We start from the raw sequence: 24,417 nt of genomic DNA on the forward strand, positions 1-24,417 counted from the left end.
CGCAGGGGCGCCGTTCAGGGCTTACTGAGACTTGCGAACCCGCAGGTACCACTCCGACAGCAGGCGCACCTGCTTCTCGGTGTAGCCGCGCTCGACCATACGTTTGACGAAGTCGTTGTGCTTCTGCTGATCCTCCTTGCTGCCCTTGGCGTTGAAGCTGATGACGGGCAGCAGATCCTCGGTGTTGGAGAACATCTTCTTCTCGATGACCACGCGCAGTTTCTCGTAGCTGAGCCAGGTCGGGTTCTTGCCGTTGTTGTTGGCGCGGGCGCGTAGCACGAAGTTGACGATCTCGTTGCGGAAGTCCTTCGGATTGCTGATGCCGGCCGGTTTCTCGATCTTCTCCAGTTCTTCGTTTAGAGCCACGCGGTTGAGAATCTCGCCGGTTTCCGGGTCGCGGTATTCCTGGTCCTGAATCCAGAAGTCGGCGTACAGGACGTAACGGTCGAAGATGTTCTGTCCGTACTCGCTGTAGGACTCCAGGTAGGCTGTCTGGATTTCCTTGCCGATGAACTCGATGTAGCGCGGCGCCAGGTATTCCTTGATGTAGCGCAGGTAGCGTTCGCGCACTTCGGCCGGGAACTGTTCCTGTTCGATCTGCTGTTCCAGCACGTAGAGCAGGTGCACCGGGTTGGCGGCCACTTCGTGCGGGTCGAAGTTGAACACCTTGGACAGGATCTTGAAGGCGAAGCGGGTCGACAGGCCGTTCATGCCCTCATCGACGCCCGCGCTATCGCGATATTCCTGGATGGACTTGGCTTTGGGGTCGGTGTCCTTGAGGTTTTCGCCGTCGTAGACGCGCATCTTCGAGTAGATGTTGGAGTTCTCCGGCTCCTTCAGCCGGCTCAGCACGCTGAACTGAGCGAGCATCTTCAGCGTGTCCGGTGCGCAATGCGCCTTGGCCAGCGAGCTGTTGATCAGCAGCTTGTCGTAGATGCGCACCTCGTCGCTGACGCGCAGGCAATACGGCACTTTGACGATGTAGATACGGTCGATGAAGGCTTCGTTGTTCTTGTTGTTGCGGAAGCTGTGCCACTCGGATTCGTTGGAGTGAGCCAGCAGGATGCCGCTGTAGGGGATCGCGCCAAGGCCTTCGGTGCTGTTGTAGTTGCCCTCCTGGGTGGCGGTGAGCAATGGATGCAGCACCTTGATCGGCGCCTTGAACATCTCGACGAATTCCATCAGGCCCTGGTTGGCACGGCACAGCGCGCCCGAATAGCTGTAGGCGTCAGCGTCGTTCTGTGGGAAGTCTTCCAGCTTGCGGATATCCACCTTGCCGACCAGCGCCGAGATGTCCTGGTTGTTCTCGTCACCTGGTTCGGTCTTGGCTACGGCAATCTGGTTGAGGATCGACGGGTACAGCTTGACCACGCGGAACTGGCTGATATCACCACCGAATTCCTGCAGGCGCTTGGTCGCCCAGGGCGACATGATCGAATTGAGGTAGCGGCGCGGGATGCCGTAGTCCTCTTCGAGGATGGCGCCGTCCTCGGTGGCATTGAACAGCCCCAGGGGTGATTCGAATACCGGCGAGCCCTTGATAGCATAGAAGGGCACCTTCTCCATCAGTTGCTTGAGTTTTTCCGCCAGCGAGGATTTACCGCCGCCCACCGGGCCCAGCAGGTAGAGGATCTGTTTCTTCTCTTCCAGGCCCTGCGCCGCGTGGCGGAAGTAGGAGACGATCTGGTCGATGCATTCTTCCATGCCGTGGAAGTCGGCAAAGGCCGGGTAACGGCGGATCACCTTGTTGGAGAAGATTCTGGACAGTCGCGAGTTGCTTGAGGTGTCGAGCAACTCGGGTTCGCCGATGGCCATCAGCAGGCGCTCGGCCGCAGTGGCGTAAGCGCTGCGATCCTGCTTGCACAGTTCGAGGTACTCCTGCAGCGAGTACTCCTCCTGGCGGGTCGCCTCGAAACGTTGTTGGAAGTGACTGAAAATACTCATGACTTCACCTCGCTCGATGCTGAAAGCTGGCTCGGGATCGGTCGTGCGTACAGGTACTGGGTGACCCCGGCTTAGAGACAAGCCGGGAATAATCCCCCAAACCTAAAGGTCGTTACCGATGGCCCGATGCCGGTTGGCCGGCTCTACCTTCAATGGGATGGCCTGAGTAACAGAATAGTTCGTTCTGCAGAGGGTCAAGGGCGGGACAACGATAACTGGATGTTACCGTGCGTCGGGAAATGGCGGCAGGCCAGAGCGGGCGCGGTCTGCCGCCTGAAGAAATTTATTCTTCGGAACTTTGTGCGGTCTCGCTTGGATAAGTAGCGCGCCACAGCTCGAAACCGCCATCCAGGCTGTAAACGTCGGAAAAACCCTGGCCGACCAGGTAGGCGGCAGCGCCCTGGCTGGAATTGCCATGGTAGCAGGACACGATCAGCGGCGCGTCGAGGTCTGCATGGGTGATGAAGTCATGCAGCGAGTGGTTGTCCAGGTGGCGCGAGCCGCTGATATGACCATTGGCGAAGCTCTGTGGGTCGCGGATGTCGACCACCACGGCGCCTTGGGCGCGCAGCTCTTGTGCCTGTTGTGGGGAAATTCGCTTGAATTCGCTCATGTTCGGGGCCTTTGCGTGAATCGTTGGGGCGCTGCTGGCGCTCATTCCTTGGGACAGGTGCAGCGGTGCAGTTCGCCGCTGTCGACATCGAGCAGGGTCATTGCTCCCCCCCAGACGCAACCGGTATCCAGGGCGTACAGGCCGGGTTCGGTGCAGTTGCCTTCCAGCGCTGCCCAGTGACCGAAGATGATCTTCTCACCGCGCATCTTGCGCTGCGGGTGGCTGAACCAGGGGGCGAAGCCGGGTGGCGCGTTGTCGATGCCTTCCTTGGTCTTCAGGTCCAGCGTGCCGTCGGCCTTGCAGAAACGCATGCGGGTGAAATAGTTGGTGATCACCCGCAGGCGTGTCACACCGTGCAGCTCTTTGTTCCATTTGGCGGGTTCGTTGCCGTACATGCCGTCGAGGAATAGCGGCAGGCGGGCATCATCGCGCAGGACTTCTTCGACCTCGGCGGCGCGGCGCAGTGCCTTGCTTAGTGTCCACTGCGGTGGAATGCCGGCGTGCACCAGCGTGACGTTGCGCTCGACATCGTGGTGTACCAGTTTCTGCAGGCGCAGCCAGTCGAGCAGGTCGTTGCGATCCGGGGCATCGAGTATCTCGCGCAGGGTGTCGCCTTTCTTCAAGCGCTCGATATTGTGCGCGACGGCGAGCAGGTGCAGGTCATGGTTGCCGAGAACGCAGGTCACGGCGTGACGGATGCTGTAGAGAAAACGCAGAGTCTCCAGTGACTGCGGGCCGCGGTTGACCAGGTCGCCTACCAGCCACAGCTGGTCTTTGGCAGGGTCAAAGGACGCCCGGTCGAGCAGGCACTGCAATGGCTTGAGGCAGCCCTGCAGATCCCCTACGGCATACACAGCCATCAGTGCAGAGCCCCTGGTACTGCCAGGCGAAATGGCGCGATGGTCGCATCGAAGCGTTTACCGTCTTCCGCCAGCATCTGGTAGCTGCCCTGCATGGTGCCGACCTGAGTGGCCATTACCGTACCGCTACTGTAGGTGTGGCTGGCGCCCGGCTCGATGTGTGGCTGTTGGCCGATCACGCCTGCGCCGCGTACTTCCTGCACACGGCCGTCGCCATCGGTGATCAGCCAGTGGCGCGATAGCAGCTGTGCTGGCAATTCGCCGTTGTTGACGATGGTCACCGTGTAGGAGAACGCAAAGCGGTTCTGCTCCGGCTGCGATTGCGCCGCCAGGTAGCGTGTGGTGACGCTGACGTCGATCTGATAACGAGGGTCGGACATGCGGAAAACCTGTTGAACTTGACTGCAGTTTAGCCCTGAGAAGCACCTGGTTGCAGGGCCAGCTGATCGGCCAGGCGGACGAAGGCGGCGAGATCCAGCTGTTCTGGACGCAGGCTGCCGTCGACGCCGGCGGCTTCGATGGCCTCGGTCGGCAATAGCTGCTTGAGCGTGTTGCGCAGGGTCTTGCGGCGCTGGTTGAAGGCTTCGCGCACCACCCGCTCCAGCAGGCGGTGATCCTTGGCTGGGTGCGGCAGGGTTTCATGGGGTACCAGACGCACGATGGCGGAGTCGACCTTGGGTGGCGGGTTGAACGAGCCAGGCCCGACATTGAACAGGTGCTCCACGCGGCAGTGGTACTGCACCATGATCGACAGGCGCCCCCAATCGCCACCGCCTGGTCCGGCGGCCATGCGCTCGACCACTTCCTTCTGCAGCATGAAGTGCATGTCGCGAATCAGTGGCGCGTTGTCCAGCAGGTGAAAAATCAGCGGCGTGGAGATGTTGTAGGGCAGGTTGCCGACCACGCGCAGGCTGCGCGGCTCTGCATCGAGGCGGGTAAAGTCGAATTTCAGTGCATCGCCCTGATTCAGATGGAAGCGCGGGTTGTCGCCGAACTTGCTCTGCAGGATGGGAATCAGGTCGAGGTCCAGCTCGATCACGTCGAGTTGCGCGCCGCTGCCCAGCAGCCCCTCGGTCAGGGCGCCCTGGCCCGGGCCGATCTCCAGCAGGCGCTCACCTTCCTTGGCGCGAATGGCGCGCAGGATACGGTCGATCACACCGGCATCATGCAGGAAATTCTGGCCGAAGCGCTTGCGCGCACGGTGTTGGTATTCGGACATGTACGGCTCCGCGGAGCAGCTCGGCGCTTGGCTCGAGGCTGGATACAAAAGGAAGTCGCACAGTCTACCAGCGAATGGCGCCGCGGGTACGGCTGCGGCGCGGGCGGCTCAGGACTTGCGGCTGGCGGCCATCTGGTAGGCGGTTTCCAGGGCCACCTGCAGGCTGCCGATCTCCACCTTGCCGGTGCCGGCCAGGTCCAGTGCGGTACCGTGGTCCACGGAGGTGCGGATGATCGGCAGGCCCAGCGTGACGTTCAGCGCGGCGCCGAAGCCCTTGAATTTCAGCACAGGCAAGCCTTGGTCGTGATACATGGCCAGTACTGCATCGGCCTGGTCCAGATATTTGGGGGTGAACAGAGTATCGGCCGGCAATGGACCGATAAGGTTCATGCCTTCAGCGCGCAGGCGTTGCAGCGTCGGCTCGATGATCTCGATTTCCTCACGTCCCAGATGGCCGCCTTCGCCGGCATGAGGGTTGAGCCCGCAGACCAGGATGCGCGGTTTGGCGATGCCGAACTTGCTTTGCAGATCGGCATAGAGGATGCGGGTGACACGCTCGAGGCGCTCGCTGGTGATCGCCGCTGCGACATCCTTGAGCGGCAGGTGAGTGGTGACCAGGGCTACGCGTAAGCCACGGGTTGCCAGCATCATCACCACCTGCCCGGTCTGGGTCAGGTCGGCGAGAAATTCGGTATGACCGGAAAAGGCGATACCGGCCTCGTTGATCACGCCCTTGTGCACGGGGGCAGTGATCATCCCGGCGAAGCTGCCATCCAGGCAACCTTGCGCGGCTCGGGTCAGCGTCTGCAGGACGTAGCTCGCGTTGGCGGGAGCCAGTTGGCCCGGTTCGGCGGCGACAGCCAGTGGCGTATCCCAGACATACAGGCTGCCCGCAGGTGCCGGAGTATCCGGCCATTGTTGCGGATCGGCTGCCAGCAACTCGATCTGCAACCCCAGCTGCCTGGCGCGCTCGGCCAGTAGCTCATGACTGGCGACGGCGACCAGTGGCGCAGGCTGCGCCTCGCGAGCGAGGAGGAGGCAGAGATCGGGGCCGATACCGGCGGGTTCGCCAGGGGTGAGGGCAAAGCAAGGTTGCGTCATGGCAGGGGGCTCTGGGCCTGTGAGGGGGCTCAGTGTACGCCGCAGGGCCAATAACGAAAAAGCCCGGCGCAGGGCCGGGCTGGTTCGAATCGCATTGCCGTTACAGTTTGGTCTCGACGTAGGCTTCGTCACGGATCTGACGCAGCCAGGCCTGCAGCTCCTCGTCGTACTTGCGGTTGCGTAACAGGTTGGCGGCCTGTTGCTCGCGGAACTCGGCACTGCTATCGGTAGCGCGACGGCCCAGCACCTGCAGAACGTGCCAGCCATAGGGGCTCTTGAATGGCTTGGACAACTCGCCGCTGGGGGTGTTGTTCATCACTTCGCGGAACTCGGGCACCAGGGCGTTCGGGTCGATCCAGTTCAGGTCGCCGCCATTGAGGGCGGAGCCCGGGTCTTCGGAGAAGTTCTTCGCCAGTTCGGCGAAGTCTTCGCCTGCCAGGATGCGCTGATAAAGGCGCTCGACCAGGCGACGGGTTTCTTCTTCGCTGCGGATTTCACTGGGCTTGATCAGAATGTGACGCACATGCACTTCGTCACGTACCTGAGTGTCGCCGCCGCGCTTTTCCATCAACTTGAGGATGATGAAGCCGCCTGGGGTGCGGACCGGCTCGGTCACCTCGCCCGGGTTTAGGGCGCTGATCATGCTATCGAACGGCGGCGGCAGCTGGCCGGCTTTACGCCAGCCCATCTCGCCGCCTTCCAGGGCGTTCTCACTGGCCGAGCGAGCCACGGCCAGTTGGGCGAAGTCCGCACCCTGTTGCAGTTGCTGATACAGCTCCTGCGCCTGGCGGTCGGCGGCCTGGATTTCGCTGGAGGAGGCGCCTTCGGAAACCGGAATCAGGATATTGGCCAGACGGAACTCTTCCGACAGTTGCATCTTGCCCAGATCGGAGGCGAGGAAGTTCTGCACTTCCTGGTCGGTAACCTGGATGCGTTCGGCAACGCGGCGCTGGCGTACACGGCTGATGATCATCTCGCGGCGTACCTGGTCACGGGCGTCGTCGTAGGACAGGCCGTCACGCGCCAGCGCCTGGCGGAACTGTTCCAACGACATGCCGTTGCGCTGAGCGATGGTGCCCATGGCCTGGTTCAGCTCTTCGTCGGTGATGCGAATGCCGGAGCGTTCGCCGATCTGTAGCTGAATGTTCTCGATGATCAGACGCTCGAGTACCTGCTGGCTGAGCACGTGCTCAGGCGGTAGCGCGCCTCCGCGCTTGTCGATGGTTTGCTGGACTTCGCGCAGGCGCGAGTCGAGCTGGCTTTGCATGACCACGTCGTTGTCGACGATGGCCACGACGCGATCCAGCGGGCGAACCTGGGCCTGAGCCGTTGCCGCCAGCAGTGCTGCGCCCAATAGCAGGGGGCGCAGGCAATCAGAAAGCTTGGTCTTCACGTTCACGGTAACCTTGAATGCCTTGGTCGAGGAAAGATTCCACCTTGTTGCCTACGACACCGCCGAGGCCTTTGAGGACGATCTGCAGGAAGATGCCGCGATCCGCCTCATCGTTGCGCGCCGGATCGAGGCTGACTTCGTCGTAATCGATCCAGTAGCGATTGATCAGGCGCAGCTTCCAGCAGCAGCTGTCGTACTCGAAGCCACCGAAGGCCTCGAGCGTACGGTTGCGACCGTAGTCGTACTGCCAGCGCGAGATCAGGCTCCACTGCGGAGCCAGCGGCCAGATGACGGAGAAGTCATGCTGGTCGATCTTGTAGTAGTCCTTGATGAAGTTCGGGTTCGGCGAGCCGTCTGCGAGTGTCTCGTTGCCGTAGTCCGGATTGGTGGTCCAGGTACCGCTGTCACGGTCATAACGCACGGTGTCGTTACGATAGCGATAGCCGAGGTTGACCACCTTGTTCGGGTTGGCCTCCGGCTGATAGTGGAACATCGCGCTGCCCGAACGGGTGGCGTGCTGGTCCGGGTCCCAGTTGAAGGTGGAGCTGAAGCGCCAATCGCGGTTGAAACGGTACAGATACTCCAGTGCATAGGGCGACACGTCGGCGGTCGACTCCTCGCGGTCGCGGTAGTCGATACCTGCCAGCTGTACCTTGCGGTCTTCGAAGTAGAAAGCCTGGCCGACGCTGATGCGCTGGCGTTCGAAGCCATTCGGCTCGATCCAGCGACTGGTCACGCCCAGCGACAGCTTGTTCTCGTCGCCAATGCGATCCTTGCCGCTGAAGCGGTTCTCACGCCACAACGAGGCGTAGCTGAAGGTCGGCTCGCCAGTGTCGAAGATCGGGATATCGGTCTGGTCTTCTTCCGGCACGTAGAGGTAGAACGCTCGCGGTTCCAGGGTCTGGCGGAATTCTTTGCCGAACAACTGGGTATTGCGGTCGAAGTACAGGCCGCTGTCGACGCTGAACAGACCTACGCCACGGTTCGGCGAGTTCTTGTAGTCGACGCCGAACCACTGGCGATTCGGGTCGTTCAAATCATTCGTAGCACCGGCGATATCGGCCTTGCCCCGGCCGTCCAGGTTAACCTGATACTGCGTCTGCAGGTACTTGACCTGCGGCTTGACGAAGCCCCAGCTCCAGTTCAGCGGCAGGCTGACGCCAGGCTCCAGATGCAGACGCTCGCCGTCGGCGCGGTTCAGACCGGTGAGGCGTTCGTCATACCAAAGGTCCTGTGGCCGGCCGGTTACCCCGTCCTTGTCGACGAAATAGCCCGAGCGCAAATTACGGTCGAAACGTACGTATTCGGTGCCGTAGGTGAAGTCGAGACCGCCCGGGTTGAACGGCAGTTTGCCGTCCAGGGTGATCTGCGGCAGGCGATCATAAGGCGTCACATCGGTGATGTTGGCCAGTTCGTAGGCATGCAGATTCAGGCGTGCAGTGTAGCTGTCGCCGCGGTAGGTGAGAGTGCCGCGCTGGTTGACGTAAGTCGCTGTCTCGATACCCAGGTCGGTATTCAGATCCTGGAAGTAGTAGGGGTCGCTGATGTCGGTGTAATCAACCTCCGCCAGCAGACGCGAGTTCAGGCCCTGTTTGTGCTGCCAGCTGTACATCCAGCGCTGGTCTTCGTACTCGGACTGCAGCTTGCGCTCGTCCTCGTCGTCGTTCAGCCAGGCGCCGCCGACCTGGCCTTCGCTGCTTTCGGTCAGGTAGCGGAACTCACCTTCCATCAGCAGGCCGCGTTTGGCCATATAGGTGGGGTACAGCGTGGCGTCGTAGTTCGGCGCCAGGTTGAAGTAGTAAGGCGTCTGTAGCGAGAAACCATCGCCGCTCGACGTGCCGATGCTTGGCGGTAGGAAGCCGGACTGGCGGCGGTCGTCGATCGGGAAATAGATGTACGGGGTGTAGAACACCGGAATGTCCTTGACCCGCAGCGTCACGTTGGTTGCGGTACCGAAGCCGGTCGCCGGGTTCAGCGTGATGTTGTTGCCTTTCAGGTGCCAGGCATTGTCACCCGGCTCACAGCGGGTGTAGGTGCCGTCCTTGAGGCGGATGATCGCGGTCTCTTCGCGTTTGGCGTAGAGCGCGCTGCCGCGTACGTGAGCTTGATGCATCACGTACTCGGCATTGTCGATCTTGGCTTCGCCGTTATCGAGCTGCAGTTCGGCACGATCACCGACTACCAGCGTGCCCTTGTCGCGCAAGCGCACGTTGCCAACCAGTTCACCACGGTTTTCCGTCTGGTGCAGGCTGGCTTCGTCGGCTTCCACTTGTAAGCCGGACTGACGCAGGACGACATCGCCAGCGAGTGTGGCGACCTGTTTTTCCTGCTCGAAGCGCGACGCTTTGGCCGATACATACATCGGCGACTCGTCCAGTGGCGTGGTGTCATCCATGCCTGGGCGCAGCGGCTCGATATAGGCGCCTGCGCAATAAGGACCCGCCTCGGCAATCTGCGCTGCGGTCAACTTATCGCGCGGCACCCAGTCCAAGTGGCTGTAGTCGGCACTGCGTGAGGCGAGTGCACGGCCCTTGCTCTCGGTGACCAGCACCGGAGCGGCATCCTGCTTGACTACGGTCTCGCTGCTCGCGCCCGGCGTAACGCTGACAGCGCTGCCGCTGTGCACGGGGCGTGGGGGCAGGGCGCCGGCTGCCGTCTTCGGCGCACAGGCCCAGCCACCCGAAGGCGAGACCTGGCAATCGTATTGCTCGGCGGCAAAGGACTGTAGGCTGAATACGGGCTGTAAGGCCAGAAAACTGCCGGTAACCAGCAGTGGGAATTTCTTGCGGAACGCGGGATGTTTTACTGCCATCTTGTTAGTCCGGGCTTCCTGCGCGCTATCGGCCCAGGGGCCGCACGCCTCTCGATGGGCTGAAAAAGATGCTGGATAATAAAGCATGACCCGCGCAACGGCTAGCGCCGTCGGAGACCCCTTGATGTCTGAACACGATGTACGTCTGCAACAACTGCAAAGCTGGCTCGCCGAGCAATTGCCCATTCTGTTCGCCGCCAAAGGCTGGGGGACGGTGCCTGTCGCCGAGTTGAGCCCGGCGAGTAGCGACGCCAGTTTCCGCCGTTACTTCCGCTGGCAGGCAGGTGAACGCAGCCTGATTCTGATGGATGCGCCACCGCCGCAGGAGAACTGCGCGCCTTTCGTCCGCATCGCCGCGCTGCTGGCCGGCGCCGGCGTGCATGTGCCGCAGGTCCTGGCGGCGGATATCGAGCAAGGCTTCCTGATCCTCGATGATCTGGGACGCCAGACTTATCTGGATGTGATCGATCAGGACAATGCCGATGCACTGTTCGACGATGCCATCGAGGCGCTGCTGCTGCAGCAACGCCTGCCGCTCGACCAGGATCTGCCGCATTACGACGAGGCCTTGTTGCGTCGGGAGTTGCAGCTGTTCCCTGAGTGGTACGTGCAGCGGCAGTTGGGGCGTGAATTCACGGCCGAGCAGGAGGCCGCCTGGCAGCGCATCAGCCGCTGTCTGATCGACAGTGCCCTTGCGCAGCCCAAGGTGCTGGTACACCGCGACTTCATGCCGCGCAACCTGATGCAGAGCACTCCCAACCCTGGGGTGCTGGATTTTCAGGATGCTGTCTACGGCCCGGTGACCTACGACATTACCTGCCTGTTCAAGGATGCCTTCCTCAGCTGGCCCGAGCCGCGTGTACAGGCCTGGCTGCGGGGCTACTGGGAGCGCGCGGGGGCTGCCGGCATCCCGGTGCAGGCATCGCTGGAGGACTTCCTGTGCGCCAGCGACCTGATGGGTGTGCAGCGTCACCTCAAGGTCATCGGTATCTTCGCGCGCATCTGTCACCGTGATGGCAAGCCCAAATACCTGGGCGATGTGCCGCGCTTCTTTGCTTACATTCAGGCGGTGCTGGCGCGTCGACCGGAACTGGCCGAGTTGGGCGAATTGCTCGCCAGCCTGGAATCCAAAGAGGCCGTGGGCGCATGAAGGCGATGATTCTGGCCGCAGGCAAAGGGGAGCGACTGCGCCCGTTGACCCTGCATACGCCCAAGCCTCTGGTTCGTGCAGCCGGCGTGCCCTTGATCGAGTATCACGTGCGTGCGCTGGCGGCTGCTGGCTTCACCGAACTGGTGATCAACCACGCCTGGCTTGGCCAGCAGATCGAGGATTACCTCGGTGATGGTTCGCGCTTCGGTGTAGGCATCCGTTATTCGCCGGAAGGTGAGCCACTGGAAACTGGCGGCGGTATCTTCAAGGCCTTGCCGCTGCTGGGCGATGAGCCGTTTCTGGTGGTCAATGGCGATATCTTCACCGATTACGCTTTTGCGCAACTACGCAAGCCACTGGCCGGGCTGGCGCATCTGGTGCTGGTGGACAACCCCGCGCATCACCCGCAGGGCGATTTCCTCCTGGCCGCCGGCCAGGTCTCCGACGCGCAGGGAGCAGGTGAGCGCCTCACCTACAGCGGACTGGCAGTATTGAGTCCACAGCTGTTCGCAGACTGTGAATCGGGTGCGTTCAAGTTGGCGCCGCTGCTGCGTCAGGCAATGGCGCAGGGGCGAGTCAGTGGTGAGCGACATTCGGGTCGCTGGGTCGACGTTGGCACGCACGAGCGCCTGGCCGAGGTCGAGCGCCTTTTGCAGGAGTCGAGCTAAGTGTTGTGGCCGGCGACACTGTTGGGCGCGACTGCCGGATTCGCCCTGGCCAGCATCCCCGGAGCGTTGCTGGGCGGACTGCTTGGCCAGGTGCTGGACCGGCGCTTGCGTTTACAGAGCTGGGATAACTTGCGTGAGCGGCTGGGTGGGCGCGCCGCACCTGCCGATGATGACCTGCTGTTCCTGATGCTCGGGCGCCTGGCCAAGAGCGACGGCCGGGTGGTGCAGCGTCATATCCAGCAGGCGCGCTCGGAGATGCAGCGCCTGGGGCTGGATGAGGCGGGGCAGCGTCGCGCCATCGAGGCCTTCGCCCGGGGCAAGACCGGGCGGGACAACCTGCGTTCGCCATTGCAGCGTCAGCGCGAGCGCGCCGACGCGTTGCTACGGGCCTGCTGGCGCATGGCCTGGGTCGATGGGCGGGTGTCGCCCAGTGAGCATGAGCTGATCCTGCTCTGGGGTAAATGGCTCGGCTGGGACAGCGCGCGCCTGGAGAGTCTGGGCGAGGAATATGCGCCGCGGCGCAGCCAGCAGCCGACTCCGGCGGGAGGCAGCTATCAGGAGGCGCTGCGCTTGCTCGGTGTCAACGAGGGCAGCGAGCCCGAGCAGATCAAGCGAGCTTATCGTCGTTTGCTCAGCCGCCACCATCCGGACAAGTTGGCCGGTTCCGGCGCTTCGCCCGAGCGCATCCGCGAAGCGACCGAAACCACGCGGCAACTGCACCAGGCCTATGCGCTGATTCGTCAGCGCCGAGGTCTGCGTTAGCCGCTGCTGGCGCGGATGTGCAGTTGCAGCCAGCCGCGCAGGCGGCGGTACAGCTGCTCGTCCTGTACCGCAAGGTTTCCGGGCAGAGCCTTCATCGCCACCTGGATATAAGTAGGCAGTTTGGCGCGCTTGCTGGCTTGCAGACGTTTCAGGGCGGCGCTGCGTTCGGTGGCCTGGTCCTTGTAGTAGAAATCGCCCGCGGCCACTGGCAATTGTGTGACCAACTCGTCCAGCGGCGGTGTGAAACCGGCGGGCAGTTCGGCGGACACCATCAACAGGTTGTGCACGTTGGCCGGCTTGCGCTCGTTGAGATAGCGCGCTGCCCAGTAAGCACCGCTGCCGTGGCCGAGCAATACGATTTCCTTGGCCTGCTGCTGTTGTGCGAATGCAATGGCGGCGTCGATGCGCGCCATCACCCGTTCCACATGCTGCTGGCGTCGCTCTTGCGGGCCGATTTCGCTCGTCGTGTTTGCATCCGGCTCCTGAGTGCCGTCGGCGGCAGCGGCACCGGTTGCTTCGTCGGTTGCCAGTGTGGCGTCCGAGCCTTCTGCTGCCGGCGTGGACGTGTCGGAGGATTCATTGCGCAGCGGGACAGGGTCGCCGTCCGGATCTGGCAAGGTGAGGCTCAGGCTGTGCCAGCCGGCATCGGGGAACTTGCGCCGCAGCGGGCCGACGGCGGCTGCACCGTCAGCGTTCTCCACGTCGCCCGGTAGCAGAATCACGGCGCCACTGGGGTCGCCGACGTTGGCCGGGAGCCACAGTGCCAGAAAGCTCTCGTCGCCCGCCTGCAGCATCTGCTGCTCGCGTTTGTCCAGACGCTGCTCCAGGGCCAGTGCTTCGCTGACGCTACGCTCGGGCAGCGTCGGACGCTCGCTGCTGCTCGTGGCGCCATCAGCGCTTTCGCTTGCGGCCGCATCGCTGGGTTCTTCGGCCCAGATGGCGGGGCTGGAGAACAGGCAGAGTCCGAGCAGAAAAAGTGAGGTAGGGCGCATCGGTCGAGTTCCTGATGATCTGCTACAGAGCCTAATGCCGCGCTCCGCTTTTGTCAGGCGACTGGCGCAAGACTGGAGTAAGGTAGGGGATCGCGTCATCGGATTGTCCCCGCGCATGAAGTCCCTTCTCTCTTCCTTTTGCCTGCTGCTGATGCTGTTCGCCTCGAGCTCTTCGGCGGATGCGACGCGCCTGCCGCTGCGTCCGTCGTTCGATGCCGAACAGCAGGCCTGGCTGCAGGCGCATCCGGTGCTGAAGGTGGGGCTGATCCAGCAAGTGCCCTGGGCGCAGCGTGTGCAGAATCGGCAGCTGGTCGGCGCCAATGTCGACCTGATGAAGCGTCTGCTTGAAGGCATGGGTGTCACCCCCGACTGGCATTTGTACCCGGACTTGCCTGCACTGGAGCGTGCGGCTGCCGCGGGTGAAGTTGACCTTGCTCCCGGCCTGCAACAGACCCCGGCGGGGCTGCGTATCTGGCACTACTCCATGCCCTATCTGCGGGTGCCGCACCTGGTCGTGGGGGAGCGTAGCGGCAGTGGCTCGGTAGACCTCGATCAGTTGCCGCTGGAGCAGACGGTTGCCGTGCGTGCGCCGAGCCAGGCCGCCGAGTACCTGGAGCGTACGCACACCAACCTGCGTATGAAATCCACCAATAGCGACCGTGCTGCGCTGTTACAGGTGCTGAATCAGGAAGTCAGCTATGCGGTACTCGACGAAGCCAGCCTGAGTCTGTTGTTGCGCGAGTCGCGCTTTTCCAACCTGAGCATCGTGGGTGACATCGGCTTGCCACAGCTGCTGCGTCTGGCGACACGTCATGACCAGCCGCAACTGTCGGCAATCGTCGATCTGACCCTGCAGGCGCTGCCGGCTCGTGAGCTGGAAGAGCTGCGGGAAACCTGGATGCCCCTGCGTTATCCACAGTCCACGGATTTCGTTGGCTTCTGGAAGACGCTCACCTTGTTCCTCTTCCTGCTGCTGACCCTGGTGGCGACCGCCTTGTACCGCCAGCGTCAGCAGACGCGCCTGCTCGAGCGCGGCCTGCTGGGGGCACGCGCCGAACTCGACTCGCATCAGCAGGCTGCCGAGGCACTGCGCCTGAGTCAGTTCTCCATCGACAACAGCACGGTCGGCATTCTCTGGGTCAACTGGGACAGCCACCTGCGCTATGCCAACGATGCGGCCGAACGCATGCTCGGCTACCGTCCCGGTGAGTTGGTGGACAGGCCGCTCAGTCAGCTGGAGCCGAGCCTCGACATGGACCGCTGGCTCAACCTGTGGAAGCAGGTGCGTGAGCAAGGCGGCGGTTCGACCGGGTTCGAGGTCGACTGTCTGCGCGCCGATGGCAGCCGCATGCCGGCGGATGTGTCGTTGAGTTTTCTGCGCTATCGCCAGGCCGAGTACCTGGTAGTGTTTCTCAGCGATGTCACCGAGCGCCGCCGTGCGCGGGCAGCACTGGAAGAGAGCGAGGCGCGCTTCAAGGGGATCGCCGGTAACGTTCCGGGGTTGGTGTTTCGTCTGGAGCGCGCCGCGCCAGGGCAGGTGGTCAACTTCGCCTATATCAGCGAGGCGAGTCAGGACATGGTCGGTTGGCCGGCGCGCGAACTGCAGCGCGAGGACCGCGGCATTCGCAGCCTGGTACATCCGCAGGATCAGCCCAGTTACCTCAACAGTCAGACCCTGGCGCTGCAGGGCGAGGGTGACTGGTACTGGCAGGGGCGCATCCTGACTCGCGAGAATGAGGTGCTGTGGGCCGACATTCGCACCACCGCGCGGTCTCTGGGCGGTGGCCGGGTGGTCTGGGATGGGATTCTCTGGGATATCACCGAGAACAAGTTGGCAGAGCTGGCCCTGGCTGACTCGCGGGCGCGTCTGCGAGAGTTGTCGGCGCATCTGGAGAGCGTACGCGAAGAAGAAAAGGCACGCATCGCCCGCGAGGTGCATGACGAACTGGGCCAGGTGCTGACCGTGCTCAAGCTGGAGACGGCGATGTGCGAGCTGGCCTGTGCCGGGCAGATTCCCGCGCTGGACGAGCGCCTGGCCAGCATGAAACGGCTGATCGCGCAGCTCTTCCAACTGGTGCGCGACGTGGCCACGGCGTTGCGCCCGCCGATTCTCGATGCCGGTATCGCCTCAGCCATCGAGTGGCAGGTACGCCGGTTCGAAGAGCGCACGCAGATTCCCTGTCTGGTCGACGTGCCGGAGCATCCGGTGCACTTGCCGGACGCCCAGGCCATCGGTCTGTTCCGCATCCTGCAGGAGGCATTGACCAACGTGATGCGCCACGCCGGCGCGCACAGCGTCGAGGTGCGCCTCTGGGAGCAAGATGGCCAGCTGTGTCTGTCGGTGGCCGATGACGGCAAGGGCTTCGACTGCGCGCAGCGTAAGCCTGGGCAATCCTTCGGCCTGGTCGGTATGCAGGAGCGCATGCTCATGCTCGGCGGACAGTTGCAGATTGACAGCCGGCCCGGCGAGGGCACTACCCTTTATGCGTGTATCACTTTGCAATAGGAGGTCACGGCGTGATCCGGGTACTCGTGGCCGAAGACCACACCATCGTAAGGGAAGGCATCAAACAACTGATCGGCATGGCTCGCGATCTCGAGGTGGCGGGCGAGGCGACCAATGGCGAGCAATTGCTCGAGGTGTTGCGCCGTACACCCTGCGACGTGGTGCTGCTGGATATCTCCATGCCGGGCGTCAACGGCCTGGAAGCCATTCCGCGGATTCGTGCGCTTAGCGCCGCCCCGGCCATCCTGGTGCTGTCGATGCATGACGAGGCGCAGATGGCGGCACGCGCACTCAAGGCTGGCGCGGCCGGTTACGCCACCAAGGACAGTGACCCGGCGCTGCTGATCACCGCCATTCGCAAGGTGGCCGCGGGTGGGCGCTACATTGACCCGGCGCTGGCCGACCGCATGGTCTTCGAAGTCGGCCTGACCGATTCGCGACCGCCGCATGCGCAATTGTCCGAGCGTGAGTTCTCGGTGTTCGAGCGCCTGGTGCGTGGTGAGGGGGTCAACGACATCGCCCTGCACCTGGCGGTGAGCAACAAGACCGTGAGCACGCACAAGGCGCGCCTGATGCAGAAGCTCGGTGCGCATTCGGTGGCCGACCTGGTGCGCTACGCCATGGAGCACCGCCTGGTCTGAGGCAGCCGCTCCCACGCTTTGTAGTCCGATAGCCGAGGCAATCACTCGGAATTTGTAGGGCGATCCCTACACGAAATTCTCCCCGCGCCTGATATCAGCTTGTCATCCCGCCCGATTTTTCACCCTTGCCCGCCGACCTACTCTGTGGTCATCGGCCTGAGACAAGAACAAGGGTGTGGTGTGATGGCAAACGATGTACTGGTGAGCTTCCGCGGCGTGCAGAAGAGCTACGACGGCGAAACGCTGATCGTCAAAGACCTCAACCTGGATATCCGCAAGGGCGAGTTTCTGACCCTGCTCGGCCCGTCCGGTTCCGGCAAGACCACCAGCCTGATGATGCTGGCCGGCTTCGAGACGCCGACCGCCGGCGAGATCCTTCTCGATGGCCGCTCGCTGAACAAACTGCCGCCGCACAAGCGCGACATTGGCATGGTGTTCCAGAATTACGCGCTGTTCCCGCATATGACCGTTGCGGAGAACCTGGCCTTCCCACTGAGCGTGCGCGGCATGTCGCGCACCGACATCAGCGAGCGGGTCAAGCGCGCGCTGTCGATGGTGCAGCTCGACAGCTTCCGCAACCGTTATCCGGCCCAGCTTTCCGGTGGCCAGCAGCAGCGTGTGGCGCTGGCCCGTGCGCTGGTGTTCGAACCACAGCTGGTGCTGATGGACGAGCCGCTCGGCGCGCTGGACAAGCAGCTGCGCGAGCTCATGCAGATGGAGATCAAGCACCTGCATCAACGCCTGGGCGTGACCGTGGTCTACGTGACCCACGACCAGGGCGAGGCGCTGACCATGTCCGACCGCGTGGCGGTGTTCCACCAGGGTGAGATCCAGCAGATCGCCCCGCCGCGCGAACTCTACGAAACCCCGCAGAACACCTTCGTCGCCCAGTTCATCGGTGAGAACAACCGCCTCGCCGGGCAACTGGTCAGCCGCGACGGCGACCAGTGCGTGGTGCGCCTGGCGCGTGGCGAGCAGGTCAAGGCCACGGCGGTCAATGTTGGCGCCGTCGGCGAGCCGGTGAGTCTGTCGATTCGCCCCGAGCGCATTCGCCTCAACGGCCACAGCGAAGCCTGCCCGAACCGCTTTTCCGGACGCATCGCCGAGTTCATCTACCTCGGCGACCACGTGCGCATCCGCATGGAGGTCTGCGGCCAATCCGATTTCTACGTCAAGCAACCCGTGGCCGAGCTGGACTCGACCCTGGCGGTTGGTGACCTGGTTCCGCTCGGCTGGTTTGTCGAGCATGTCCGCGCGCTGGATCCACTCCAAGCCGAGTGAGTGTTGCGTGCAGTGCTTCACCTTTACCCCGTAACACAGAGGAGCTGATAAGAATGACGAAATCCCTGAAGCTCGCGGCGTTGGCCCTGGGCGTTAGCTGTGCCATGCCGGCACTGGCGGTGGATCTGACCGCGGTTTCCTTCGGCGGCGCGAACAAGGCGGCGCAGGTCAAGGCGTTCTACGAACCCTTCGAGAAGGACACCGGCAACAAGGTGATTGGTGGCGAATACAACGGTGAAATGGCCAAGGTCAAAGCCATGGTCGACACCCGCAGCGTGAGCTGGGATCTGGTCGAGGTGGAGTCGCCGGAACTCGCTCGTGGCTGTGACGAAGGTCTGTTCGAGGAACTCGATCCGGCGCAGTTCGGTGACGAGTCCAACTTCATCGACGGCGCCATTCAGCCTTGCGGCGTGGGCTTCTTCGTCTGGTCCACGGTGCTGGCCTACAACGCCGACAAACTCAGCAGCGCGCCGACCAGCTGGGCCGATTTCTGGGACGTGCAGAAATTCCCGGGCAAGCGCGGCCTGCGTAAGGGCGCCAAGTACACCCTGGAATTCGCCCTGATGGCTGACGGTGTACCGGTCAAGGACGTGTACAAGGTGCTGGCCAGCAAAGAAGGCCAGGATCGCGCGTTCAAGAAACTCGATGAGCTGAAACCGAGCATCCAGTGGTGGGAAGCCGGTGCTCAACCGCCGCAGTACCTCGCCTCCGGTGACGTGGTCATGAGTTCGGCCTACAACGGCCGTATCGCGGCCGTGCAGGCCGAGAGCAATCTTCAGGTGGTGTGGAACGGCGGCATCTACGACTTCGACTCCTGGGCGATTCCGCGCGGTGCGAAGAACGCCGAAGTGGCCAAGCAGTTTATTGCCTACGCGGTGAAACCCGAAGCGCAGAAGACCTATTCGGAAAACATCGCCTACGGCCCGGCCAACAAGCAGGCCATCGAGCTGCTGGCGCCGGAGCGTCTGAACCTGATGCCGACCACGCCGGAAAACATCGCCAACCAGGTGGCCATCGACGTGACCTTCTGGGCTGACTACGGCGAGCAGCTGGAGCAACGTTTCAACGCCTGGGCCGCGCGTTAAGAACCTATTCACGACCTGCTGCGCGTCGGCGCTGCTGCGTTAAAAACACGTTCGGAATGCTCATTTACAGCTCGTAAAGTCGCCCGCGACTCCGACCGTTCCTCACGTGTTTTGACCAGCCGAAGGCTGTTACTAACGTAGCGCCTTGCATCGCTCTAGCTCGCCAGCTCGTGAACAGGTTCTGCGACTCGATCCGGCCCCGCCTCCTGGCGGGGCCGTCTGAATTTCTTTCTTGCTTGCGGAGTTGTCCATGGCCGCCGTACTGCCTGCCAACGATTTGCCCGGGCTGAGCCTGAAGCAGCGTCTGGCCCGTGCCGAGCGCTTCAATCGCCTGAAATCCAAGGCGCTGATCCTGCCGCTGTTGCTGTTCCTTTTCCTGACCTTCCTGCTGCCCATCGGCGCCTTGCTGCTGCGCAGTGTGGACAACCCGGAAGTGGTCGGCAGCCTGCCGCGTACCGTCGAGGCGATTGCCGCATGGGATGGTCGAGGCTTGCCGGATGAGGCGGTTTATCGCGCGATTGCCACGGATATCGCCGAAGCGCGCCGCAATCAGGCGCTGGGCGATCTGTCCAAACGTCTGAACATGGAGTTGGCGGGCTTTCGCAGTCTGGTCAGCAGCACCGCACGCAAGCTGCCGCTGCGCGAGGAGCCTGCTTCTTATCAGGAGGCCTTCCTCAATCTCGATGAGCGCTGGGGCGACCCCGCCTATTGGCAGGTGATTCGGCGTAATGCTTCGTCGGTCACGCCGTATTACCTGCTGGCCGCGCTCGATCACCGCATAGACGATCTTGGTGAGCTGGCCAAGGCCACGCCGGATCAGGCTATCTATCTGGACATCTTCGTCCGCACCTTCTGGATGAGCCTGGTGATCACCGCCATCTGTCTGGTGCTGGCTTACCCGCTAGCCTATCTGCTGGCCAACCTGCCGACCCGTTCTGGCAACTTGCTGATGATTCTGGTGCTGTTGCCGTTCTGGACGTCGATCCTGGTGCGGGTCGCGGCCTGGATCGTGCTTTTGCAATCGGGGGGGCTGATCAACAGCGCGCTGATGTCGCTGGGCATCATCGAGCAACCGCTGCAACTGGTGTTCAACCGCAGTGGGGTGTACGTGGCCATGGTGCACATCATGCTGCCGTTCATGATCCTGCCGATATACAGCGTGATGAAGGGCATCTCGCCCAGCTACATGCGTGCGGCGGTGTCGCTCGGTTGCCACCCGTTCGCCAGTTTCTGGCGGGTGTACTTCCCGCAGACCCTGGCCGGCGTCGGCGCGGGTTGCCTGCTGGTGTTCATCCTGTCGATCGGCTACTACATCACCCCGGCGCTGCTGGGCAGCCCGAATGATCAGATGATCAGTTACTTCGTTGCCTTCTACACCAACACCACCATCAACTGGGGCATGGCCACCGCCCTCGGTGGTCTGCTGCTGGCCGCGACCCTGGTGCTGTACGTGGTGTACAGCTGGCTGGTCGGCGCGAGCAAGCTGCGGCTTGGTTAAAAACCGGTCTGCGTAGCAGACCATCTGATGACCCTCTCCCGCTTGCGGGAGAGGGTGCCCGAAGGGCGGGAGAGGGTGCTGAGTTTGGCATCACCGCCTCTCGGTAACCGAACCCGGGAGAGTGGTGCAGTAAGAGCGCCCTCTCCCCCAACCCCTCTCCCGCAAGCGGGAGAGGGGAGCTAAACGCTAAATGGAGTCACCGCCATGCTCAGCCCCTACATGTCACCCGTCGAGCGCCTCTGGTACTACGGCCTGCGCATTCTCTGCGGCCTGGTGCTGCTGTTCCTGATTCTGCCGGTGCTGGTCATCGTGCCGCTGTCGTTCAACTCCGGCACCTTCCTGGTCTACCCGCTGCAAGGTTTCTCGCTGCGTTGGTATGAGGACTTCTTCATGTCCGCTGACTGGATGCGCTCGTTGAAGAACAGCCTGATCATCGCGCCGGCTGCCACCATCCTGGCTATGAGCTTCGGCACCCTGGCGGCCATTGGCCTGACCCGTGGCGAGTTTCGCGGCAAGGCGTTGGTCATGAGCCTGCTGATTTCACCAATGATCGTGCCGGTGGTGATCATCGGCGTAGCCAGCTACCTGTTCTTCGCGCCGCTGGGCCTGGGTAACAGCTACCTGTCGCTGATCCTGGTGCATGCGGTGCTTGGCGTGCCCTTCGTCATCATTACCGTGTCGGCCACCCTGCAGGGTTTCAACCACAACCTGGTTCGCGCCGCCGCCAGTCTCGGGGCCTCACCGATTACCACCTTCCGCCGCGTGACGTTGCCGCTGATCGCACCTGGCGTCATCTCCGGTGCGCTGTTCGCCTTCGCCACCTCGTTCGATGAAGTGGTGGTGACGCTGTTCCTTGCCGGACCTGAGCAGGCGACCCTGCCCCGGCAGATGTTCAGCGGCATCCGCGAGAACCTGTCGCCGACCATCGCGGCGGCTGCCACCTTGCTGATCGGCTTTTCCGTGCTGCTCCTGCTGACGCTGGAGTGGCTGCGCGGACGTAGCGAGAAATTGCGTACCTCGGCGCCCGCATAGGCGCTTTGATTGCCTGGCCCAGGCTCCGTCGGGAAACCTACGGGGCCTTGTTCGTTTCTGGGCGTAGAATACGACGCCTCTCCTGTCGTACCGAGGCGCCCTGATGGACTTCGATGATCCTGGATTTCGCGAGCTGCTCGATGCCCTGCATGACGGTGTCTATATCACCGATGCCGATGGCATTACCCTCAAGGTCAACAGCGCCTACGAGCGCCTGACCGGGCTGCGTAGCGAGGATGTGGTCGGTCAGCACATGCAGGAGTTGGTAGAGCAGGGTGTGATCTCGCAATCGGTGTCCCTGCGCGTGCTCAAGGAAGGCAAGGCGTTGTCGTTGATGCAGAGCGTCAGCCAGGGCAAGCGCTTGCTGGTCAGCGGCACGCCGATCTTCGCCGAGGACGGGCGTGTGCGGTACGTGGTCAGCACCGTGCGCGACATGACCGAGCTGCTGCGTATCAAGCATGAGCGTGACGAGTTGCAGCAACTGCGTCAGCTGCGTAGCAGCACCGCCAGGTTGCATGCCGGCCAGCGCGATGACCTGCTCGATGCCTCGCCGGTGGCCAATCAGCCCGCTTCAGCGCGGGTCTTCAGCCTGGCCCGTCAGGTGGCTGCCAGCGATGTGAAGGTATTGCTGCAGGGTGAAACCGGGGTCGGCAAGACCTTGATCGCCCAGTACATCCACAAAAGCAGCCCGCGCGCGGCTCAGCCGTTTCTGGCGCTCAACTGTGGCGCGCTGCCTGAGAACCTGATCGAGGCCGAGCTGTTCGGTTACGTGGCTGGCGCCTTTACCGGTGCTGGTAGCAAGGGCAAGCGCGGCTTGTTGGAGCTGGCGCATCAGGGCACGGTGTTTCTGGACGAGATCGGCGACCTGCCGCTGGCGCTGCAGGTCAAGCTGCTCAAGGTGATCGAAGAGAGCCGCTTTATCCCGGTAGGTGGGCTGGAACTCAAGGAGGTGGATGTGCGCATCATCACCGCCACCCACCACGACCTGCGCAAGATGGTCAGCGAGGGGCTGTTTCGCGCCGATCTCTATTACCGCCTCAACGTCGTGCCGATTCATGTGCCGGCGCTACGCGAGCGGCCGGAGGAAATCCAGCCGCTGCTGGACTTCTATCTGGCTGAATTCAATCAGCGTTATGGCCGCGAGTTGAGCTGGGGGATGGAAGCGCTGGATGCACTGACCGACTACGGCTGGCCCGGCAACATCCGTGAGTTGATCAATCTGGTGGAGCGCCTGGTGGTCACCTGCAGTGCGGACACGGTCGAGCTGTTCGACCTGCCCGAGGAAATGCGTACCGCGCGCGACAAGAGCGACGACGACAGTCTGTTGCCGTTGCGCAAGCAGGTGGAGAACCTGGAGCGGCGGCTGATTCGCAAGGCTCTGGTGCAGCACAAGACCACGCGAGAGGCGGCCAAGGCGCTCGGCCTGAGCCAGGCGACCCTGGTGCAGAAAATGAAGCGCTGGGAACAGGGCTGATTGAAAAATGGATCAAAGGTGATGTTTTTGATTGGCTTTTTGATCAAAACATCGCCGGCGGTCACTGTGACAAATCGACGCAAGCCTTCTACAACGCAGGTTTGCGCGAGCTGGCACAGGAATCGCTATGGCAGCGCCCAACCCCGTTCAGCAAAACAACGCATAAAAGGGCCTGCTGATGACTATTGCTGCATTCAAGATCGCCAACAAACTGCTGACTGGCCAGGGTGCCGTCGAGCAACTGGCGGTCGAACTGCCCCGTCTCAATATCACCAATCCACTGATCGTCACCGATGCCATCCTGATCAAATCCGGTACGGTCGATCACGTGCTCAAGCACCTGGGCGAGCGTCCCTATGGCATTTTCGACGGTGTAGAGCCCGAGCCGGAAATCGCCATCGTCGAGGCCTGTGCCAAGGCCTATCGTGATGGCGGCCATGATGGCCTGATCGGTGTTGGCGGTGGCAGTGCCATCGACATCGCCAAGGCCGTGGCCGGCTACGCAGGTCATGAAGGCGCGCTGGAAGAGCTGTTCGGCGTCGATCAGGTCAAGCGCAAGGGCCCGCCGCTGATCGCCATTCCGACCACTGCCGGCACCGGTTCGGAAGTGACCAACGTGTCGATCCTGTCCGACAAGAAGGCGCAACTGAAGAAGGGTATCGTCAGCGATTACCTGCTGCCCGATGTCGCCCTGGTCAGCCCGGTGATGACCCTGACCTGCCCACGTGGCGTCACCGCGGCCAGCGGCGTCGACGCGCTGGTGCATGCGGTGGAGTCGTATCTGTCGGTCAATGCCTCGCCGATCACCGACGCGCTGGCCATTGGTGCCATCAAGCTGATCGCCAAGGCTCTGCCCAAAGCCTATGCCAACCCGGCCGATCTGACCGCCCGTGAGGACATGGCCACCGCCAGCCTGATGGCCGGCATGTCATTCGGTAACGCCGGGGTCGGTGCGGTGCATGCGCTGGCCTATCCGCTCGGCGGGCGTTTCAACATCGCCCATGGCGTCAGCAATGCCTTGCTGCTGCCGTATGTGATGGCCTGGAACAAGCTGGCCTGCGTCGAGCGCATGGCCGAGATCGCGACCGCTCTGGGTGTGCAAACCCATGGTCTGAGCGACAAGGCTGCGGCCGATCTGGCGGTCGAAGCCATGGCCGAGCTGTGTGCCAGCGTCGACATTCCCAAAGGCATGCGCAGCTTCGGGGTGCCCGAGGATGCCATTCCGGCGATGGCCGAAGAGGCCAGCAAGATCGACCGCCTGATGCGCAACAATCCGCGTCGCCTGACTGCCGGCGACATCGAGCAGATCTACCGCGCTGCCTACTGATTACTCTGCAAAACCGATGGACAGCCCCGGTCATGCCGGGGCTCGCTGCTTACAACTCT

At 62.6% G+C, this 24,417-nt stretch carries 20 protein-coding genes; 11 read left to right on the forward strand and 9 right to left on the reverse strand.

The features are described from left to right. Positions 1-21: 21 nt before the first annotated feature. From ACJRW5_RS15240 to ACJRW5_RS15275, 8 genes are all read right to left on the reverse strand, one after another. Positions 22-1,944, reverse strand: a complete 1,923-nt coding sequence (locus ACJRW5_RS15240; protein ID WP_484571344.1) for a PrkA family serine protein kinase — start codon at positions 1,942-1,944, stop codon at positions 22-24. Between the two features lie 283 nt (positions 1,945-2,227). Further along, entirely contained in the window at positions 2,228-2,557 is a 330-nt protein-coding gene (gene glpE / locus ACJRW5_RS15245) for a thiosulfate sulfurtransferase GlpE (RefSeq protein ID WP_484571345.1), read from the reverse strand. A gap of 41 nt (positions 2,558-2,598) precedes the next feature. Further along, on the reverse strand, positions 2,599-3,417 hold the full coding sequence (locus ACJRW5_RS15250) for a symmetrical bis(5'-nucleosyl)-tetraphosphatase (RefSeq protein ID WP_484571346.1): 819 nt from the start codon (positions 3,415-3,417) through the stop codon (positions 2,599-2,601). Further along, a complete protein-coding gene (gene apaG / locus ACJRW5_RS15255) occupies positions 3,417-3,797 on the reverse strand; it encodes a Co2+/Mg2+ efflux protein ApaG (protein ID WP_484571347.1) in 381 nt (126 codons plus the stop codon). Before apaG ends, ACJRW5_RS15250 begins: the two co-directional genes overlap by 1 nt. Positions 3,798-3,826: 29 nt before the next feature. Continuing rightward, positions 3,827-4,636 (reverse strand): 16S rRNA (adenine(1518)-N(6)/adenine(1519)-N(6))-dimethyltransferase RsmA, encoded by an 810-nt coding sequence (gene rsmA, locus ACJRW5_RS15260; RefSeq protein WP_484571348.1) that lies wholly within the window; start codon positions 4,634-4,636, stop codon positions 3,827-3,829. A 108-nt stretch (positions 4,637-4,744) separates the two neighbouring features. After that, positions 4,745-5,737 (reverse strand): 4-hydroxythreonine-4-phosphate dehydrogenase PdxA, encoded by a 993-nt coding sequence (gene pdxA / locus ACJRW5_RS15265; protein WP_484571349.1) that lies wholly within the window; start codon positions 5,735-5,737, stop codon positions 4,745-4,747. Between the two features lie 100 nt (positions 5,738-5,837). After that, entirely contained in the window at positions 5,838-7,130 is a 1,293-nt protein-coding gene (locus ACJRW5_RS15270) for a peptidylprolyl isomerase (RefSeq protein WP_484571350.1), read from the reverse strand. After that, positions 7,111-9,942, reverse strand: coding sequence for an LPS-assembly protein LptD (locus ACJRW5_RS15275; protein ID WP_484571351.1), 2,832 nt, complete (start codon positions 9,940-9,942; stop codon positions 7,111-7,113). Before ACJRW5_RS15275 ends, ACJRW5_RS15270 begins: the two co-directional genes overlap by 20 nt. A gap of 124 nt (positions 9,943-10,066) precedes the next feature. Here ACJRW5_RS15275 and ACJRW5_RS15280 point away from each other — a divergent pair, with 124 nt between their 5' ends. From ACJRW5_RS15280 to ACJRW5_RS15290, 3 genes are read left to right on the forward strand one after another with little or no spacing between them, the layout of a single operon-like run. Further along, on the forward strand, positions 10,067-11,092 hold the full coding sequence (locus ACJRW5_RS15280) for an aminoglycoside phosphotransferase family protein (RefSeq protein WP_484571352.1): 1,026 nt from the start codon (positions 10,067-10,069) through the stop codon (positions 11,090-11,092). Further along, positions 11,089-11,760 carry an N-acetylmuramate alpha-1-phosphate uridylyltransferase MurU gene (gene murU / locus ACJRW5_RS15285; RefSeq protein ID WP_484571353.1) on the forward strand — a complete coding sequence of 224 codons (672 nt, stop codon included), beginning with the start codon at positions 11,089-11,091 and terminating at the stop codon, positions 11,758-11,760. The genes ACJRW5_RS15280 and murU overlap by 4 nt, the downstream gene beginning before the upstream one ends. After that, positions 11,761-12,522, forward strand: a complete 762-nt coding sequence (locus tag ACJRW5_RS15290) for a DnaJ domain-containing protein (protein ID WP_484571354.1) — start codon at positions 11,761-11,763, stop codon at positions 12,520-12,522. Here the strand turns inward: ACJRW5_RS15290 and ACJRW5_RS15295 are convergent. Then, positions 12,519-13,514 carry an alpha/beta hydrolase family protein gene (locus ACJRW5_RS15295; RefSeq protein WP_484571355.1) on the reverse strand — a complete coding sequence of 332 codons (996 nt, stop codon included), beginning with the start codon at positions 13,512-13,514 and terminating at the stop codon, positions 12,519-12,521. The two genes, ACJRW5_RS15290 and ACJRW5_RS15295, sit on opposite strands and share 4 nt — an antisense overlap. A 115-nt stretch (positions 13,515-13,629) precedes the next feature. On the opposite strand from ACJRW5_RS15295, the gene ACJRW5_RS15300 reads away from it, so the two are divergent. The 8 genes from ACJRW5_RS15300 to ACJRW5_RS15335 all read left to right on the forward strand — a co-directional run bounded on the left by ACJRW5_RS15300 (position 13,630) and on the right by ACJRW5_RS15335 (position 24,358). Beyond that, the gene (locus ACJRW5_RS15300; protein ID WP_484571356.1) at positions 13,630-16,020 is read left to right on the forward strand and encodes a PAS domain-containing sensor histidine kinase; all 2,391 of its coding nucleotides are present in this window, start codon (positions 13,630-13,632) and stop codon (positions 16,018-16,020) included. Positions 16,021-16,031: 11 nt separating this feature from the next. Then, positions 16,032-16,661 (forward strand): response regulator, encoded by a 630-nt coding sequence (locus tag ACJRW5_RS15305; protein WP_484571357.1) that lies wholly within the window; start codon positions 16,032-16,034, stop codon positions 16,659-16,661. Between the two features lie 183 nt (positions 16,662-16,844). Next, a complete protein-coding gene (locus ACJRW5_RS15310; protein ID WP_484571358.1) occupies positions 16,845-17,942 on the forward strand; it encodes an ABC transporter ATP-binding protein in 1,098 nt (365 codons plus the stop codon). A gap of 53 nt (positions 17,943-17,995) precedes the next feature. Further along, a complete protein-coding gene (locus tag ACJRW5_RS15315) occupies positions 17,996-19,027 on the forward strand; it encodes an ABC transporter substrate-binding protein (protein WP_484571359.1) in 1,032 nt (343 codons plus the stop codon). A gap of 250 nt (positions 19,028-19,277) precedes the next feature. Next, positions 19,278-20,525: an ABC transporter permease gene (locus ACJRW5_RS15320; protein ID WP_484571360.1), complete on the forward strand. Its 1,248-nt coding sequence runs from the start codon at positions 19,278-19,280 to the stop codon at positions 20,523-20,525. Positions 20,526-20,729: 204 nt separating this feature from the next. Further along, positions 20,730-21,557, forward strand: a complete 828-nt coding sequence (locus tag ACJRW5_RS15325) for an ABC transporter permease (RefSeq protein ID WP_484571361.1) — start codon at positions 20,730-20,732, stop codon at positions 21,555-21,557. Between the two features lie 103 nt (positions 21,558-21,660). Then, complete coding sequence (locus tag ACJRW5_RS15330) at positions 21,661-23,031, forward strand: sigma-54 interaction domain-containing protein (protein WP_484571362.1); 1,371 nt, start codon at positions 21,661-21,663, stop codon at positions 23,029-23,031. Between the two features lie 178 nt (positions 23,032-23,209). Continuing rightward, positions 23,210-24,358: an iron-containing alcohol dehydrogenase gene (locus ACJRW5_RS15335; protein WP_484571363.1), complete on the forward strand. Its 1,149-nt coding sequence runs from the start codon at positions 23,210-23,212 to the stop codon at positions 24,356-24,358. Positions 24,359-24,417: the final 59 nt, after the last annotated feature.

This window comes from Pseudomonas pichavaramensis (assembly GCF_050473265.1).
In the GTDB taxonomy this organism is placed as follows: domain Bacteria; phylum Pseudomonadota; class Gammaproteobacteria; order Pseudomonadales; family Pseudomonadaceae; genus Aquipseudomonas.